Origin of the sequence: Reella acinonychis, assembly GCF_052384575.1 — a bacterium.
In the GTDB taxonomy this organism is placed as follows: Bacteria; Pseudomonadota; Gammaproteobacteria; order Enterobacterales; family Pasteurellaceae; genus JBQSUQ01.
In genome coordinates, this window is the sequence record NZ_JBQSUQ010000004.1 from 118,282 (window position 1) to 135,851 (window position 17,570).

Annotated in this window: 17 protein-coding genes and 3 tRNA genes; 7 read left to right on the forward strand and 13 right to left on the reverse strand. The window is 36.7% G+C overall.

Going from position 1 to position 17,570, the window contains the following annotated elements; genetic code table 11:
- Positions 1-3 precede the first annotated feature (3 nt).
- Complete coding sequence (locus ACT2CV_RS02045) at positions 4-1,959, reverse strand: hypothetical protein (protein WP_464972677.1); 1,956 nt, start codon at positions 1,957-1,959, stop codon at positions 4-6.
- A 178-nt stretch (positions 1,960-2,137) separates the two neighbouring features.
- On the opposite strand from ACT2CV_RS02045, the gene metF reads away from it, so the two are divergent.
- Positions 2,138-3,016, forward strand: coding sequence for a methylenetetrahydrofolate reductase (gene metF, locus ACT2CV_RS02050; RefSeq protein WP_464972676.1), 879 nt, complete (start codon positions 2,138-2,140; stop codon positions 3,014-3,016).
- 85 nt (positions 3,017-3,101) lie between these two features.
- Here the strand turns inward: metF and tyrS are convergent, their stop codons facing one another.
- The gene (gene tyrS, locus ACT2CV_RS02055; RefSeq protein ID WP_464972675.1) at positions 3,102-4,292 is read right to left on the reverse strand and encodes a tyrosine--tRNA ligase; all 1,191 of its coding nucleotides are present in this window, start codon (positions 4,290-4,292) and stop codon (positions 3,102-3,104) included.
- A gap of 169 nt (positions 4,293-4,461) precedes the next feature.
- Here tyrS and ACT2CV_RS02060 point away from each other — a divergent pair, with 169 nt between their 5' ends.
- The 5 genes from ACT2CV_RS02060 to aroG all read left to right on the forward strand — a co-directional run bounded on the left by ACT2CV_RS02060 (position 4,462) and on the right by aroG (position 9,756).
- Positions 4,462-5,403: a 2-hydroxyacid dehydrogenase gene (locus tag ACT2CV_RS02060; RefSeq protein ID WP_464972674.1), complete on the forward strand. Its 942-nt coding sequence runs from the start codon at positions 4,462-4,464 to the stop codon at positions 5,401-5,403.
- Positions 5,403-6,608 (forward strand): lipoprotein-releasing ABC transporter permease subunit, encoded by a 1,206-nt coding sequence (locus ACT2CV_RS02065; RefSeq protein WP_464972673.1) that lies wholly within the window; start codon positions 5,403-5,405, stop codon positions 6,606-6,608. The genes ACT2CV_RS02060 and ACT2CV_RS02065 overlap by 1 nt, the downstream gene beginning before the upstream one ends.
- A gap of 26 nt (positions 6,609-6,634) precedes the next feature.
- Complete coding sequence (gene lolD / locus ACT2CV_RS02070; protein ID WP_464972672.1) at positions 6,635-7,315, forward strand: lipoprotein-releasing ABC transporter ATP-binding protein LolD; 681 nt, start codon at positions 6,635-6,637, stop codon at positions 7,313-7,315.
- Positions 7,316-7,317: 2 nt separating this feature from the next.
- Positions 7,318-8,553: a lipoprotein-releasing ABC transporter permease subunit LolE gene (gene lolE, locus ACT2CV_RS02075; RefSeq protein ID WP_464972671.1), complete on the forward strand. Its 1,236-nt coding sequence runs from the start codon at positions 7,318-7,320 to the stop codon at positions 8,551-8,553.
- 117 nt (positions 8,554-8,670) lie between these two features.
- Positions 8,671-9,756: a 3-deoxy-7-phosphoheptulonate synthase AroG gene (aroG, locus tag ACT2CV_RS02080; protein WP_464972670.1), complete on the forward strand. Its 1,086-nt coding sequence runs from the start codon at positions 8,671-8,673 to the stop codon at positions 9,754-9,756.
- Positions 9,757-9,790: 34 nt separating this feature from the next.
- Here the strand turns inward: aroG and ACT2CV_RS02085 are convergent, their stop codons facing one another.
- From ACT2CV_RS02085 to ACT2CV_RS02115, 7 genes are all read right to left on the reverse strand, one after another.
- Positions 9,791-10,561: a Nif3-like dinuclear metal center hexameric protein gene (locus tag ACT2CV_RS02085; protein WP_464972669.1), complete on the reverse strand. Its 771-nt coding sequence runs from the start codon at positions 10,559-10,561 to the stop codon at positions 9,791-9,793.
- The gene (locus ACT2CV_RS02090; RefSeq protein ID WP_464972668.1) at positions 10,561-11,388 is read right to left on the reverse strand and encodes a metal ABC transporter permease; all 828 of its coding nucleotides are present in this window, start codon (positions 11,386-11,388) and stop codon (positions 10,561-10,563) included. The genes ACT2CV_RS02085 and ACT2CV_RS02090 overlap by 1 nt, the downstream gene beginning before the upstream one ends.
- Positions 11,385-12,236, reverse strand: coding sequence for a metal ABC transporter permease (locus ACT2CV_RS02095; RefSeq protein ID WP_464974019.1), 852 nt, complete (start codon positions 12,234-12,236; stop codon positions 11,385-11,387). Before ACT2CV_RS02095 ends, ACT2CV_RS02090 begins: the two co-directional genes overlap by 4 nt.
- Positions 12,229-13,128: an ATP-binding cassette domain-containing protein gene (locus ACT2CV_RS02100; RefSeq protein WP_464972667.1), complete on the reverse strand. Its 900-nt coding sequence runs from the start codon at positions 13,126-13,128 to the stop codon at positions 12,229-12,231. The genes ACT2CV_RS02095 and ACT2CV_RS02100 overlap by 8 nt, the downstream gene beginning before the upstream one ends.
- Position 13,129: 1 nt before the next feature.
- Entirely contained in the window at positions 13,130-14,011 is an 882-nt protein-coding gene (locus tag ACT2CV_RS02105) for a metal ABC transporter substrate-binding protein (RefSeq protein WP_464972666.1), read from the reverse strand.
- A gap of 79 nt (positions 14,012-14,090) precedes the next feature.
- Positions 14,091-14,420: a TusE/DsrC/DsvC family sulfur relay protein gene (locus ACT2CV_RS02110; RefSeq protein ID WP_464972665.1), complete on the reverse strand. Its 330-nt coding sequence runs from the start codon at positions 14,418-14,420 to the stop codon at positions 14,091-14,093.
- Positions 14,421-14,503: 83 nt separating this feature from the next.
- Positions 14,504-15,175 carry a Bax inhibitor-1 family protein gene (locus ACT2CV_RS02115; protein ID WP_464972664.1) on the reverse strand — a complete coding sequence of 224 codons (672 nt, stop codon included), beginning with the start codon at positions 15,173-15,175 and terminating at the stop codon, positions 14,504-14,506.
- Between the two features lie 189 nt (positions 15,176-15,364).
- Between ACT2CV_RS02115 and ACT2CV_RS02120 the strand changes: the two genes are divergently transcribed.
- A tRNA-Ser gene (locus ACT2CV_RS02120) sits at positions 15,365-15,454 on the forward strand.
- Positions 15,455-15,657: 203 nt separating this feature from the next.
- Here the strand turns inward: ACT2CV_RS02120 and ACT2CV_RS02125 are convergent.
- From ACT2CV_RS02125 to pgsA, 4 genes are all read right to left on the reverse strand, one after another.
- The gene (locus ACT2CV_RS02125) at positions 15,658-16,248 is read right to left on the reverse strand and encodes a hypothetical protein (protein ID WP_464974041.1); all 591 of its coding nucleotides are present in this window, start codon (positions 16,246-16,248) and stop codon (positions 15,658-15,660) included.
- Between the two features lie 372 nt (positions 16,249-16,620).
- Positions 16,621-16,707 (reverse strand) — tRNA-Leu (locus ACT2CV_RS02130).
- Between the two features lie 15 nt (positions 16,708-16,722).
- Positions 16,723-16,798, reverse strand: a tRNA-Gly gene (locus ACT2CV_RS02135).
- 138 nt (positions 16,799-16,936) lie between these two features.
- Entirely contained in the window at positions 16,937-17,491 is a 555-nt protein-coding gene (gene pgsA, locus ACT2CV_RS02140) for a CDP-diacylglycerol--glycerol-3-phosphate 3-phosphatidyltransferase (RefSeq protein WP_464972662.1), read from the reverse strand.
- Positions 17,492-17,570: the final 79 nt, after the last annotated feature.

Here is a 17,570-nt window from a genome sequence, read left to right on the forward strand (position 1 = left end):
TAATTATTCCATACTTTTTTGAGTTTCCTCTGCTTTTATACTATTTTGCCAGATTTGGTTATTCTCATAGCGGAGTTCAAATTCATATTTATTATTTTGTTCATTTTTAATAAATAGTCCTTGTTGTATTGCTTGAGCAATTTGTTGCCAGAATAAGGTGTCTGGTTTATTTGGTTGGGTAAGTTCGGTTGATAGCGCGCCAGTAAGATTTAGTTTTAATGGACTATCTGAACCATAAAATACAGCGACAGGGTCAATAAATTTTCCATTGGTTGTTAAATCTAGTTTAAATTCAACGGGTGCAGGCCCCGTTGCTTTCGGGTAAGTATCAATTTCACTTGTTAAAACTGCATTATTAATTTCGCCACCTAGTTTTTGATACATCTTAATCGCTACATTAGCATATTCTTCTTCCCCTAAATGATAGAAGCAGAGTACAGAGTAGAAAGTGTTATTACAAATATAGCTTTGATAAAATTCATCATTACTGAGCCATGCAAAAGGTAATTTGAATTCACTTTGTTTAAAGTGCACTTGTTGATCTTCAACAATTAACTTACCAATTTTGATGTTTGAATCAATATTTAAACTGTCTTTTGTTGGTTTCTCTTGATAGTTTAATTGCAGATTTTCACCACTGATTTTGTTCTTTATTGCAAGTTTTTTTAGCGTTAATTGGCTTGTTAATTCCGTTTTATAGTTGCTCGCCATTTTCTTTAGGTCAGTTAAAAAAGCTTTGGTACTCTTTTTAGATTTATCTAATTCATTAATATTTGAAGGAGTATAACGAGCTAAAAATGCCAAGTTCTCACTTAAGTCTAGTTGTGAGAATTCACTTTTACCATTGAGATCAGTCAATGTGATTGCAGGTAAGTCATTACTATTTTTGTCTGAAATGCTTAACGTACCAATATTGGTTTCATATTGATGGACTACGTTATGTTTATCTTGGTTATTAAATGTCGTTGAAAAATCGGCTTTTTTGAATTCCAAGGCATTTTCTGGTGAAATAAAGGCCCCTATTGCAATTTTGCTTTCAAATTGTTGGTTATTAAACAGAATATCGGAAACATATTGTAGTAATTTATTGAAATCAAAATTCTCTGTTTCAAACTGTTTTAATTGTTCGATAAATGTGATGTGAGATGGCACACCAGTATGTTTAGTGGATAATGCAAAGTCCTGAAAGCGCGTTTTATCTTCATCAAATTTTGTTGCTTTATTTGAAAAATAAATGCCTGGTGTTTTAAAACTTTGAACTAAATCATAGCCGATGTCAGTGATTTTCTTATCAATTTTATATTGACCTTTAACAATACCAATATGAGTGTTGTCGCCGTCTAATAAATTAATATCCGTTTTCTTAATGGTTAAATCTGCTTTTACTAAATCATATAAGCTATCTTTAACAGGGCTTAGCAAAAATTCACCACTTAGTTCTTTTAGGTTTAACATTTTGTCATAGTTAAAGCCTGACAGTTGGGTTTGTAAAGCAATGGTTTGTTTGTTATTTGAGTAGGTTAACTCAGATTCAAGGGTTTGAGATTTATTAGTTCCATCACGAAATTCAGTGATCATACGAGAACTTAAATTATCACTAAATGCTAAAAATTGATTGATGATGGTGTTTTTATCAATAGTAATATTTAGCTGTTTATTCAGTGACTTGATGATTTCTGGTGTTAATTTTGATTCCGCATTAATCATAGCGGGAAGTGCGGTTAATTTTGTCTGAATAAAATCGGTTTTTTGACCATTGTGTTCAATACTAAAAGTCAGATCTCTGGTAATAAAATCGCGATTACTTTCACTAACGGAAATATGAAATTGATCTTTTAATTGATAAGGAAACTGGCTGAGGGTTTGATCAATTTTATAATTGGTGTAAAACTGACCTGCAGTGCCTAAGGCTAATGCGACAGCAGAGAAAGTTAATAGCGCTTTTCTTTTTTTACTCATGGATACGCCTATATAAAAAGGGAATGAATGGCAAAAGTATAACCAATTCAGTCATTAACTACAAATGGCTTATTATGAATTCAATTCATAATAAAATTGAAATATTTGAAATTGAAGTATGTTAGAATTTATTTTAATTTAGTATCCAACATATATACGGAGTTATTGGAGTTTAACAATGAGTTATGCAAAGCAAATCGATACACTAAACCAACATATTGCTGATTTAAATGGAAAAATTAATGTGTCTTTTGAGTTTTTCCCACCAAAAACAGAAAAAATGGAAGAAACATTATGGGCATCAATTCATCGTTTAAAACCATTAAATCCTAAGTTCGTTTCTGTTACCTATGGTGCAAATTCAGGGGAGCGCGATCGTACTCACAGCATTGTGAAAAGTATTAAGCAACAAACAGGATTAGAAGCTGCACCACATTTAACAGGCATTGATGCAACACCAGAACAATTACGTCAAATTGCTAAAGACTATTGGGATAGTGGTATTCGTCGCATTGTAGCTTTACGTGGTGATGAACCTGAAGGTTATGTGAAGAAACCATTTTATGCTTCTGACTTAGTGGAATTATTACGTGACGTGGCGGACTTTGATATTTCTGTTGCTGCTTATCCAGAAGTGCACCCTGAAGCTAAATCAGCTCAGGCGGATTTAATTAATCTAAAACGAAAAATTGATGCGGGAGCAAATCATGTGATTACCCAATTCTTTTTTGATGTAGAAAGCTATTTACGTTTCCGCGATCGTTGTGCAGCAATTGGTATTGATGCCGAAATCGTACCGGGCATTTTACCAGTGACCAATTTCAAACAATTACAAAAAATGGCGAAAGTGACTAATGTGAAAATTCCTACTTGGTTAGCGAAAATGTATGAAGGTTTGGATGATGATCAAACCACTCGTAATTTAGTCGCTTCGAGTGTAGCAATTGATATGGTGAGAGTGCTTGCAAGAGAAGGAGTGAACGATTTCCATTTTTATACCTTAAACCGTAGCGAGTTAACCTATGCCTTATGCCATACTTTAGGTGTTCGCCCTTAATTTTTTATTTCAAAAATAAAAAAGTGCGGTTAAAAACGTATAATTTTTTAACCGCACTTTTTAATTATATTAATTAAAGAAATTTTTATTTAATTGTTACTCTTGCGAATTTGCGTTTACCCACTTGATATACCGCAGTTGTACCAGCGCTGATAACTTGTTTGATATCAGATACTTGTTCGCCGTTAATACGTACGCCACCTTGTTGAGCTGAACGGATCGCTTCAGAAGTTGAAGGCACTAACCCCGCTTCTTTTAATAGATTTGCTAATCCAATTTCGCCTTCAAAAGTAAATTCGGGCATTTCATCTGGCATTGCACCTTTTTGGAAACGGTTAATAAATTCCTGTTCCGCCGCGTCTGCTGCAGCTTGGTCATGGAAACGCGCGATTAATTCTTTCGCTAACAGAATTTTGACATCGCGAGGGTTTTTACCATTTGCTACATCTTGTTTTAGCTGTTCAATTTCAGTTAATGGACGGAATGAAAGTAGGTTATACCAATCCCACATTAAATCATCGGAAATTGACATCACTTTACCAAACATATCATTTGGTGCTTCGGTGACACCAATGTAATTGCCTAATGATTTAGACATTTTTTTCTCGCCATCAAGACCTACTAATAATGGTAATGTAATAGCAACCTGTGGTTTTTGTCCTGATGATTTTTGTAATTCACGACCAACTAATAAATTGAATTTTTGGTCTGTACCACCTAATTCAACATCCGCTTCTAGAGCCACAGAATCATAGCCTTGTAGTAAAGGATAGATGAATTCATGGATTGCGATAGGTTGTTGATTTGTAAAACGTTTTTTGAAATCGTCACGTTCTAACATACGTGCTACGGTATAGTTTGACGCAAGACGAATCATCCCTTCTGTACCAAGTTCGCCTAACCAACTTGAGTTGAACACAATGCGTGTTTTTTGTGGATCAAGAATTTTGAAAATTTGTTCTTTGTAGGTTTCTGCATTGCGTAATACATCTTCGCGGCTTAATGGTGGACGAGTACTATTTTTACCTGATGGATCGCCAACCATACCTGTAAAATCACCAATTAAGAAAATTACTTCATGACCAAAATTTTGGAATTGGCGCAATTTATTTAAGACAACTGTATGACCTAAGTGAATATCTGGTGCGGTTGGGTCCGCGCCTAATTTAACTTTTAATGGACGGTTTTCTTTCAATTTCTCAATCAAATCTTGTTCAGAAAGAATTTCATCAACACCTCGCTTTAATTCGGCGAGAACGGTATTCATATCAGTCATTTTGCATTCCTATTTAATGTAAACATAAAGCTGTCATTATAGAGGATATAAATGAAATATAAAGTGCGGTCTGGTTTTTTTTCGTTTTATTTTAGTTTTATTTCGCTTATGCCTTTTTTTTGTTATGCTAGCTGCAATTTTATTTCCATATTTTCTAAAGGGGGCACAAATGAAAATAGTATTTCTTGATAGTACGGCATTACCAAAACACATTCCTATTCCACGCCCAAAATTTGCGCATGAATGGATTGAATATGAAGAAACGTCGCCACAACAATTATTAGAACGAGCGAAAGATGCAGATATTTTAATTACCAGCAAAGTGCTCATTAATCGTGAATCTATGCAACAATTGCCTAACTTAAAATTGATCGCAGTGACTGCAACTGGCACAAACAATATTGATTCGGTTGCAGCAAAAGAGTTGGGTATTGTCGTTAAAAATGTAACAGGTTATTCCTCTGTCACAGTGCCTGAGCAAGTGTTAGGTTTTATTTTTAATTTAAAACATAGTTTGCATTTATGGTATCGCGATCAGTTACAAGGCAAATGGGCAGATTGCTCTCAATTTTGCTATTTTGATCATCCAATTAAGGATGTGAGAGGTTCAACATTAGGGGTGATTGGTAAAGGCTGCCTTGGTGCAGAAGTAGGGCGTTTAGCCTCTGCCTTAGGTATGAATGTGCTTTATGCTGAACATCGTAATGCAACGAGTTGTCGAGAAGGTTACACCCCATTTTATGAAGTGTTAGCTCAATCTGATATTGTGACCTTGCATTGTACATTAACAGATGAAACCAATAATTTGATCAATAAAGAAACTTTAGCACATTTCAAAAAAGGGGCTTGTTTAATTAATACGGGACGTGGTCCTTTAGTAAACGAACAAGATTTATTAGATGCGTTAAAATCAGGGCATTTGGCGGGGGCTGCATTGGATGTGTTATCAAAAGAGCCACCTGAAAAAGACAATCCAATTGTGGTTGCAGCTAAAACCATGCCTAATTTACTTTTAACACCACATATCGCTTGGGCATCGGATCAAGCAGTAGAGATTTTGGTGGATAAAGTGCGGTTAAATTTAGAAACGTTTTTTGAAACAGGCAAATAATGAATTTAGGCATTTCTCTTTTTATTGCCTTACGTTACTGGCGAGCGAAAAGTGCGGATCGTTTCGGGCGATTAGTCACTAACCTCGCCAGTGCAGGTATTGTGCTAGGGGTTATGGCATTGATTATTGTGCTATCGGTGATGAATGGATTGGAAAATTATCAGAAAAGCAACGTGTTAGCTGATATTCCCCATGCTATTGTGATGAATAAAGATGGCTATTTTGCGGAAGATAATTGGCACAAACAATTACCTAATTTTAGACAATACCCATATGTGCAACAGGTTGTGCCAATCAACACGACGCAAGTGATTTTCCAAACCGCAAATGGTATTAGTGCTGGTCAAGTCATTGGCGTGCAACGGCCTACTGATGATCGTTTATTGAATTATCTGGATAATGAACAGCTGACACAATTATTACCGACGGGCGAATTTAAGTTGATTATTGGTGCACAGTTGGCTGAGCAATTAAAGGTACAAATTGGTGATAAAGTGCGGTTAATGTTGACGGAAAATAGCCAATATACACCATTTGGTCGAGTGCCGGCACAACGCTTATTTAAGGTAAGCGATATTTATTTGGCTTCATCAGAAGTGTCCAGCTATGTTGCTTTTGCGAATTTAGCAGATATTGGGCGGCTAATGCGTATTAAGCCAGAGAATGTTCAAGCAGTTCGTTTAAGTTTATCAGATCCGTTTAAAATTACCGAATTAAATCAAATTTTTCCTGAATCAGCATGGAAAATTGACGATTGGCGCAAGCAAAAAGGTGAATTTTTCCAAGCTGTTCGCATGGAAAAAAATATGATGGGATTGCTGATTAGCCTGATTATTGTGGTTGCAGTTTCCAATATCATTACTTCTTTAAGTTTAATGGTGGTGGATAAACAAGGTGAAATCGCCATTTTACAAACTCAAGGTTTAACCAAACGCCAAGTTGGGCGTATTTTTATTTTACAGGGTTTCTTTGTTGGATTAGTTGGCACCATAATTGGCTGCATTTTAGGGATTTTGATCACTTTAAATTTAAGCCAAATAGTTAATTTAATTAATCCAAATGGCATTTTCTTGCCAACAGAACTAAATGCAACGCAAATTTTGATTATTGTATTGTTTTCTCTTGGATTATCATTAATTTCAACGATTTATCCAGCCTATCGTGCAAGTCAAATTGAGCCTGCACAGGCACTACGTTATGAATAATCCCTATTTTTACAGTTAAAAAATATATGAATGAAATATTATTAAATTGCCAGAAAGTAAGTAAATTTTATCAAGAAGGCGATAAACAAACGCAAGTATTAAAAGAGGTTACTTTTTCTTTATATGAGAAAGAATTAGTGGCGATAGTCGGTTCTTCTGGCTCAGGGAAAAGTACGTTGCTACATACATTGGGTGGGCTTGATCAACCATCAAGTGGTGAAATTTTTATTAAAGGGCAATCATTGCAACAAGCGAGTCAAGACCAGCTAGCGAAATTACGCAATCAATACCTTGGTTTCGTGTATCAATTTCATCATTTAATGGCAGATTTCACCGCACTTGAGAATGTGTTAATGCCGATGTTGATTGCGAATAAAAACAAAACAGAAGCACAGGATAGAGCAGAAAAAATGTTAAGTGCGGTGGGATTATCTCACCGAATTTCCCATCGCCCTTCAGCTTTGTCTGGTGGTGAACGTCAGCGAGTGGCAATCGCTCGTGCTTTGGTTAATGATCCTGCTTTAGTGTTAGCTGATGAGCCAACCGGTAATCTTGATCGTAAAACAACAGAAAGTATTTTTGAGTTAATTCAACAACTTAATCAAGAACAGCACATTTCTTTCTTGCTCGTTACCCATGATTTACAATTAGCTGAAAAATTGCAACGCCGCATGATTATGCAAGATGGCGTATTGCGAGCGGAGTAATTATGAACACGCCTTTTTTTATTAGCTGGCGTTATCAACGCGCAAAACAGAAAAATCATTTAGTTTCCTTGATTTCTTTTTTCTCTACTTTAGGAATTGCTTTAGGTGTGGCTGTCCTGATTTTGGGATTAAGTGCAATGAACGGTTTTGAGCGTGAATTAAACCAACGTATTTTGGCAGTCGTTCCTCATGGCGAAATTGTGTCAGTGGATGGTCCTATTGATCAATCAAGCAAATTACAGAAATTATTAACCAGTAGTCCTCATATTCAATCGGTTTCTCCTTTTGTGCATTTTACCGCTTTAGTGGAAAATGGCAGCAAAATGAAAGTGGTACAGGTAAAAGGGATTGATAAAGCCGCACAAGATCAAGTTAGCTCATTAGGGCATTTCGTATTGGATAATCAATGGCAACAGTTTTCTGAACAAAGTGGTTTGGTTTTAGGCTATGGTATAGCCAAAGAATTGGACGTGAATGTCGGCGATTGGGTGACATTGCTTATTTCACAAAATAATGGCGAAGAAGTCGGACAACCAAATCGCGAGCGAATTCAAGTGAGTGGTATTTTACGTTTAGATGGCCAGCTTGATCATAGTTATGCTCTAATTCCAATCCATCAAGCGCAGCAATATCTGGGCTATAATGATCAGCAAGTGTCCGGTATAGAAATGAAAGTTGATACTCCTTTCAATATGAATAATCTTGATTTCTCCGCACTCTATGATTATCCGCAGCGACTTAATCTACAAACCTGGATGAGTAAATTTGGCTATATGTATCGTGATATTCAATTAATTCGAACAGTGATGTATATTGCGATGGTGTTAGTGATTGGTGTAGCTTGTTTTAATATTGTCTCAACATTGATTATGGCGGTAAAAGATAAAGCGAGCGATATAGCTATTATGCGAACGCTAGGGGCGAATAATGGTTTTATTAAGCGTATTTTTGTTTGGTATGGATTACAAGCTGGTATGAAAGGCTGTGTGATAGGAATTGCTTTAGGCATTATTTTAGCGCTAAATTTAACCGCACTTATTCAAGGTTTAGAGCAATTATTTGGTTGGAAATTATTATCTGATGGCATTTATTTTGTTGATTTCCTACCGAGCGAATTACATTGGCAAGATGTGCTTCTCGTATTAGTTGCAGCCTTATTGTTAAGCCTAGTAGCAAGTTGGTATCCTGCGAATCGGGCGGCTAAGTTAGATCCTGCTCAAGTATTAAGCAATCATTAAATGAAATAATTGTACTGTTTTACCAGTGCAAAAATATGTGTTAAATTAACCGCACTTTATAAGATTTGTGTGGTTCGTCTTTTGGATAACATCGGGAAGCAAAAAGAGAATTAATATATGACAAAGGCAAAAAGTAAAAATGAAATTCGTATCGCCAATGACGATACGCGTATTGAACGAATTGAACAGTTGTTGCCACCTGTTGCGCTATTAGAAAAATATCCAGCAAGTGAAGTGGCGATAAAAACGGTAAAGAATGCACGCCAGAAAGCGCATGACATTATTCATGGCGTGGATAATCGTTTGTTAGTAATTATTGGACCTTGTTCTATTCATGATCCAAATGCGGCGCTAGATTATGCTAAACGCTTGAAGGCATTGCGTGATAAATATAAGGACAACCTTGAAATTATTATGCGTGTTTATTTTGAAAAACCACGCACTACAGTAGGTTGGAAAGGTTTAATTAACGATCCTTATTTGGATGATACCTATGCATTAAACGACGGTTTACGTATTGCGCGTAAATTATTAGCAGATATTAATGATTTAGGTTTGCCAACTGCGGGGGAATTTCTTGATATGATTACACCGCAGTATTTGGCTGATTTTATGAGTTGGGGTGCTATCGGTGCGAGAACTACTGAATCGCAAGTTCATCGTGAATTAGCTTCAGGTTTATCTTGTCCAGTAGGATTTAAAAATGGCACAAATGGTGGAGTGAAAATTGCACTAGATGCTATTGGTGCTGCAGAAGCATCGCATTATTTTTTATCAGTGACTAAATTTGGTCATTCTGCCATTGTAGCAACAAAGGGTAACCAAGATTGCCATATTATTTTACGTGGTGGCGATAGTGCAACCAATTATGATGCAGAAAGTGTTGCCGAAGTTTGTCAACATATTGAGAAAACAGGGCGTATCGGTCATGTTATGGTGGATTTTAGCCATGCTAATAGCCATAAACAATTTAAACGTCAAATGGATGTGTGCCAGAATGTGTGTACTCAGTTATCTAATGGCTCAAAACAGATTTTTGGAGTGATGGTAGAAAGCCATCTGGTTGAAGGTCGTCAGGATCTTGTGGAAGGTAAAGAACTTGTTTATGGACAAAGTATCACTGATGCATGTATTGGCTGGGAAGATACCGAAAGTTTATTGCAACAACTTTCTGATGCAATTAAACAAAGAAATAATGATTAAAAAACAAAGCCTCATGAAAAATGAGGCTTTGTTGTTATGCAGGATTTGGGATATCAATAAATTCAATATCAAATTGATATTCGGTTTTTAACCATTCTCCTAACGCTTGAATACCACAACGTTCTGTCGCATGATGTCCACAAGCGAAATAATGAATACCTTGTTCTCGAGCGGAATGAGTAGTTTGTTCTGAAATTTCGCCACTGATGAAAGCATCACAGCCCTGTGAAGCTGCTAAATCAATATACCCTTGTCCGCCACCAGTACAAATGCCCACTTTTTGAATAAAGTGCGGTGCATTTTGCGAAAGTTCTGCCGCATTGCAAACGGTAGGTTCGCGACCTAATACATTGCCAATACGTTGCGTAAATTCCTCTAAAGAAATCGGTTGGGATAATTCGCCCCACATTGGAATACTAATACTGCTTTGTTCTAATGGTTGTAAGTTTTGGATACCAAGTAACTTCGCTAATTGTGCATTATTGCCTAATTCAGGATGAATATCTAAAGGCAAATGGTAAGCATATAAATTAATATCATTCACTAATAATTCTTTGATTCGTTTGCCTTTCATTCCTCGAATACAAGGATTTTCACTTTTCCAAAAATAACCATGATGAACCAATATTGCGTCAGCTTGTTGTTTGATCGCATAATCAATTAATGCTTGCGATGCAGTGACGCCAGTGACAATTTTGCGTACTTCCGATTTCCCTTCAACTTGCAATCCGTTAGGTGCATAGTCAGAAATCTCATGGATATTGAGTTTTTGATTGAGAAGCTGCTCGAGCTGAAAATTATTCATTATTTCACCGCACTTTTTAATTTTGAATAGAGTAATGCAAGTGCAAAGAATAATGCTTGTAATAAAATAATACAAGGGCCAATGTCTGCATTGATATGATAACTCAATATTGTGCCGAAGAAATTAGCTAAAACAGAACTGCATATTGCAATAATAATCATCCTTTCAAAACGTTTTGTGAGGAGATAAGCGGTAATGCCGGGTGATATTAACATGGCGACAACCAAAATGACCCCGACTACTTGCATCGCCGCAACGATGGTTAACGAAAGTAAAATGAGCAAACCATAATACAGTTTTTGTGGTGAAAGCCCGACAACTCTTGTATGGCTAGGATCGAAGCAGAAGAGTAATAAATCGCGATGTTTAAGTAAAATTGCTACAAAAACGATGCCAGAAATCACCGCAGTTTGTATAAAATCAGCTTGGCTGATGCCTAATAAATTACCAAATAAGATATGCATTAAATGATGTTCGGTTTCTATTTTAGTGAATAAAACCAAACCGAAAGCGAACATCCCTGAAAAGACAATACCCATAACAGTATCTTCTTTGATTCGGCTATTATTTTTGAGATAGCCCACGCTGAGCGCGCAAAATAAGCCTGAGAAGAATGCACCAATCATTAAGGGTAGATTAATGAGGTAAGCGATGATAATCCCAGGTAAAACCGCATGAGAAATGGCATCACCAATTAATGACCAGCCTTTTAATACTAAATAGCAAGAAAGCAGTGCACAAATAATGGATACAATAATAGCGGTTGTTAATGCTAATTGCATGAAAGGGTATTGGAATGGCTCAGTTATCCAATTCACTAAATTCATAAGTCCGCCTGTAATTTAACGCGTCTTTGCGCAATTAATCCATATTTTGGTGAGAAGATGAATGCCAAAATAAATAATAATGCTTGTAAACAAACGATAATACCGCCCGTTGCACCGTCTAAATAATAGCTTAAATAAGCACCAGTACTGCAAGTAAACATGCCTAAACAGACAGCTATTTTTATTAATGTACTGAATTTATCGGTGAGTAGATAAGCTGTTGCTCCAGGCGTAATGACCATGGCAATCACTAAAATGGCACCGACAGTTTGTAATGCAGCAACAATGCAAGCACTTAATAGGCTAAAAAAGAAAATTTTATATGTTTGTGGAGATAATCCCACTGAAATTGCCTGAATTTCGTCAAAGAAAACTAATAATAAGTTTTTCCACGAAAGAATGAGTAACAAGGCTGAAATCACAATAATAATCGCAATCTGAACAATATCTTCATCACTGATAGCAAGGATATTACCAAAAATAATGCTTTGCACGTCAACAGATGTGGGATTGAGTGAAACGATCAATAGACCCGCAGCAAAGAATGTGGTGAAAATGAAGCCAATAATGGCATCTTCTTTCAGTTGAGTGATAGATTTAACCCATAAAATAGAAAGTGCGGCTAAAATGCCTGAGAAAAAGGCGCCAACAATGTAGGGGAGAGAAAATAAGTAGGCAAGGGCAACACCCGGCACAACAGAGTGTGTCAGTGCATCACCGATTAATGACCAACCTTTGAGCATTAAATAGGTGGATAAGAACGCACAAATACCACCAACTGCAGTACTTACTAAGATGGCTTTTATCATATAATCATAAGTGAAGGGTTCCAATAATATGTCAAACATCATTAGTTCCTTTGCGTGTTAATGATAAATTTTTTGTGCTTGAGGTTGGTGGATCGATTTTACTTTGTCCATAGAATACGGCAGGACGCTCATCATCGGTTAGGACAGTCACCGCACGTTCATCTTCATCATTATGCAGTTCCATACCTGATAATTTGATATGACGTAATACCCCACCAAAAAGTTGCTCTAAATTATGTTGATTGAAGGTATTTATGGTTTCGCCTGAAGCTATGATTTTACGATTAATCATTACCACATGATCACAAAAATCAGGCACAGAACCTAAGTTGTGAGTGGAAACGAGAATAAGATGTCCTTGTTCTCTCAATTGGGTGAGCAATTCAATAATCGCGTTCTCTGTTTTTACATCAACGCCTGTAAAAGGTTCATCCAATAAAATAATTTTACTTTGTTGTGCTAAAGCGCGGGCAAGAAAAACACGTTTTTTCTGACCACCAGATAATTCGCCGATTTGACGTTCAGCTAAATGTTCAATATCCACACGCTGCATAGCTAATTGAACTTTTTCTTTATCAAGTGCGGTGGGAATTCGGAGAAAATTCATATAGCCATAGCGTCCCTGCATAACAACATCATATACAGAAACAGGGAATTGCCAATCCACATCTTCACTTTGTGGCACATAAGAAATCAGGTTTTGCTTAAGTGCTTTTTGAATAGGTAGATTACAGAGTGAGATTTTCCCTTGTTGCAAGCGAATTAATCCCATTAAACTTTTAAATAGCGTTGATTTTCCGCCACCGTTGACGCCAAGTAAGGCACAAATCATACCGCCTTTGAGATGAAAAGAAACATCTTCAATTGCGGTATGACCATTGTTATACCTTACAGTCGCATTCTCAACTTGAATTGCAGCTGTATGTGTCATGTTATTGTTCAAATCCTTTTACAACAGTAGAAACAGTTGTATTTAATAAATCAATGTAGGTTGGAACTGGGCCGTCTTGTGTCGATAATGAGTCAACATAAAGTACGCCACCGTATTTTGTACCTGTTTCTTTCGCTACTTGCATCATTGGTTTTGGAGAAATGGTGCTTTCACTAAATACCACAGGAATTTTATTCTTTTTAACCGCATCAATGACTTTTTTCACTTGTTTAGGTGTACCTTGTTGTTCAGCGTTCACTGCCCATAAATAAAGTTCATTGAGGTTATAATCTTTTGCTAGGTAGCTGAATGCACCTTCACTTGTTACTAACCAACGTTTATTTTCTGGTAACTGATTTAATTTTTCACGTAATGGTGCATCTAATGCTTTGATTTTTTCAGCATAAACTGCGGCATTTTTTGTGTAAGTTTCTGCATTGCTTGGATCATATTTAATAAAAGCATTTTTGATATTCTCAATATAAATTAATGCATTAGATGTTGACATCCAAGCGTGAGGATTTGGTTTACCTTTATATTCGCCTTCATAAATCGAAATAGGGGTAATACCTTCACTCACTGTTACAGAAGGTACATTCTTCATACTTTGGAAGAATTTTTCAAACCAAAGTTCAAGATTTAGTCCATTCCATAAAATAAGATCGGCAGATTGCGCTTTTACTAAATCCTGTGGTGTTGGCTGATATTCATGAATTTCCGCACCAGGTTTGGTAATGGAATGGACTTCAGCCGCATCGCCAGCCACATTTTGAGCAATGTCTTGAATAATAGTAAAAGTTGTGACGACTTTAAATTTAGCATAGCTTGGTGTCGCTGTAAAACTTAATAATGAAAATAAAATAAGATAGAGTGATTTTTTCATAGACTTTCCTTAATAGTCAATAAAACCATATAAATAGTAAGTCAAATATCATTAGTTGTCAAGTGATAATTATTATTATTTACAAGCATTTTGCAGGTTTGGGTAATCCTGCGAGTTTTGTAGCCTGTTTTGCGGGGCCATCAGGGAATAATCGTTGCAAATATCGGCTATTTCCTTTATCTGCATCGAGTTTCTCTGCCATTGCTTTCACTAACATTCTAATTGCTGGCGAAGTATTATATTCTTTGTAGAATTGACGAACGAAGTAAATGACTTCCCAATGCGCTTCTGTTAAATGGATATTCTCTTGTTCTGCAATAGCCAAAGCAATTTCTTCATTCCATTGATTTGAATCTAGAAGATAGCCAAAAGCGTCGGTTTCGATAACCACATTATTAATTTCAAGCATAGGTAAATTTTTCTAAATTGAATGTGGGACAAGTATAACAAAAAACGCCCCATTAGGGGCGTTCTTTACAGAGAATGGGCTATTTAGTCATCACCACGGAATAAACCAAGGATATTCAACAAGCTAATAAATAAGTTGTAGATAGATACAAACAAGCTGACTGTTGCACGAATATAGTTGGTTTCACCATTGTGAATAATATTGCTGGTTTCAAATAGAATACCTGCTGCAGAGAAGATCACAAATAATGCGCTCATTGCGATGTGAATTGCTGGCATGTTTAAGAAGATGTTTGCGATCATACCCACTAATAACACGATAAACAGTGCGAATAGCATACCAGAAAGGAAAGACATATCCTTTTTAGTGGTTAATACATAAGCTGAACAAGCGAAGAATACCGCAGCTGTTCCGCCTAATGCCAACACAACAGTATCACTTAAGCCTGCACCAACATATAGATTAAGAATTGGACCAACGGTATAACCTAAAAATCCTGTAAAAGCGAATACCGCTAAAATACCTGCTGCACTATTAGCTAATGCATTTGTTAAAAAGAGTAAGCCATAGAAACCCACTAACATCACAATAATATTTGGACGCGGCAAGTTCAATGACATTGAAATATAAGCCACAATAGCAGAGAACGCTAAGGTTAAACCCAATAAGAAATAAGTATTACGTAATACTTTATGGGTTTGCAGTAGTGAAGTCGAATGTTCACGAGAGTCGAAAACAATACGAGATTGTTGCATAGTTTTTCCTTCTATTTAAATGAAAACATTATGGTTAAATATATGTTAAATTAATGGAAAGTCAAAGTATTTTTAACTAATTTGTATTTATAATAAGCAACTTGGGCGAAATATCGTCTTCCAATTGTAAATAGTGAGAATCTAGTTTACTCAATATAAAAACTATATTATATTTAACCGCACTTATCCGGAGGAATGGTCGAGTGGTTGAAGGCACCGGTCTTGAAAACCGGCGAGGGTTTACGCCCTCCGTGAGTTCGAATCTCACTTCCTCCGCCATCAAATTTTTAAGCCGTAAGTTTCCATTTGAAAATGGGGCAATTTACGGCTTTTTAGTACTTTTAAATACCCCGTCTAATTTTTCATTTGCATTATCGTAGGGCTTTATATTGTCATTTATTTAATAACCAATAAAAAACGAACTTCTTTTGAGAAGTTCGTTTTTCATCAAGCAATTAATCCGTTGTTGATTTTAGTTATGGCTATCTATCTGGATTCTCAACTGCAGGTGGTTCTTCATCATCTTCCCCTACCTGCTGATCTCCTGAACCACCACATGCACCGCAAGGTTCTCCTGCCGTATTTCCTCCTGTGCCAGGTTGTTCAGTGCCAGGTTGTTCAGTGCCAGGTTGTTCAGTGCCAGGTTGTTCAGTGCCAGGTTGTTCAGTGCCAGGTTGTTCAGTGCCAGGTTGTTCAGTGCCAGGTTGTTCAGTGCCAGGTTGTTCAGTACCAGGTTGTGTCGCAATATCTCCCCCTGTAGCGCCTCCTGTAGCACTGCCGCCCCCATCATTACCACCATCTTCGGTAGTCGTGCCTTGGTTTTCAGTTGGGGTGTTACTAGCCCCATCATTACCACTTACTTCGGTAGTAGTGCCTTGACTTTCTGTTGGAGTATTTGTAGGATTATTACCTCCATCATTACCACCTACGGTAGTAACTTGGTTTTCAGTTGGAGTGGTCGTAGTATTTCCATTTCCTATATCTGTATTTGGTGTATTAGTAGGGGTGGTATTGATATTCACTCCTAATAATCCTGTAGAACTATCTTGATCATTTTTATACCAATCGCTCACACATTCGCCACCATGTCTGTGCTTATATTCTTCTGTGTTTTTAAAACGGTAGTCATCACAATCATCACGATGTTTTGTTGGTGTTTGGCAAGCGACTAAGAAAGCCGAAACCGCAACAGCTAATGTTGTTTTTACTAAATATTTTATTGTTTATCCTCAATAAAAAATAATCTACTTTGTGTAGATCTAAACTACATAGGTTAAATTTAGTACAGCGGATGGATTTTAAATGATATAAACCCAAATGAAAAGTGCTTTATTGTAAAAAAATGTAAAGAAATGCTCAAGAGTGGAAGATGTATTGCTAATTGTTTTAGACATAAAAAAGCCGCTTAAAGCGACTATCTTATTGATTTGATTATGTGTTTTAAATGGTGCCCGAGGCCAGACTTGAACTGGCACGCCTCGAAAGGCGAGGGATTTTAAATCCCTTGCGTCTACCGATTCCGCCACTCGGGCACAACGCATTTAAAATGGAGCGGGAAACGAGGCTCGAACTCGCGACCCCGACCTTGGCAAGGTCGTGCTCTACCAACTGAGCTATTCCCGCATTGTTTACAGCAACGCTGTCAACGGATGTGCATTTTACGGATTTAATAACGTTAGTCAAATATTATTTTAATAAAAAAAGTTAAGCGTTTAAAAATAAGTCGATTTGCTAGCTTTGTAAGCAAAGTGCGGTGTTTTTTTACAAAGTTTCATCCAATAATGGACCTTTGGCGGCTTTTAAATATTGCATCATTGACCAAATCGTTAAAATTGCTGCTATGTAGAGTAGGATAATCGCAGCTGTTTCCATTAAACTGTTATAACGCCATAAAAGTCCACCAAGAGCAAACATTTGCGCAGTTGTTTTTACCTTACCAACCCAAGAAACTGCGACTTTTGTGCGGCTGCCCAATTCCGCCATCCATTCACGCAAGGCAGAAATAATAATTTCGCGTGCGATCATAATAATAGCAGGAATGGTGATCCAAAAAGCGTGATAATATTCCACCACAAGCACGAGGGCGACAGCCACAATCACTTTATCTGCAACGGGATCTAAAAATGCGCCAAAAGGAGTGGTTTGTTTTAATTTTCTAGCTAAATAGCCATCAAACCAATCTGTTACAGAAGCGATAAAAAAAATCGCGGTGGCAGCAAAAGGCGACCAACTGACAGGCAGATAAAAAGCAATAATAAAGAATGGAATTAATACCACTCGGAACAGCGTAAGAAAGATTGGTAGATTTAGTTTCATAAAACGAGAAATGAATAAAGAATATGCGTTATTTTAAAATATATTCGGACATTTGGGAACGTGAAAAATGCATATTCTG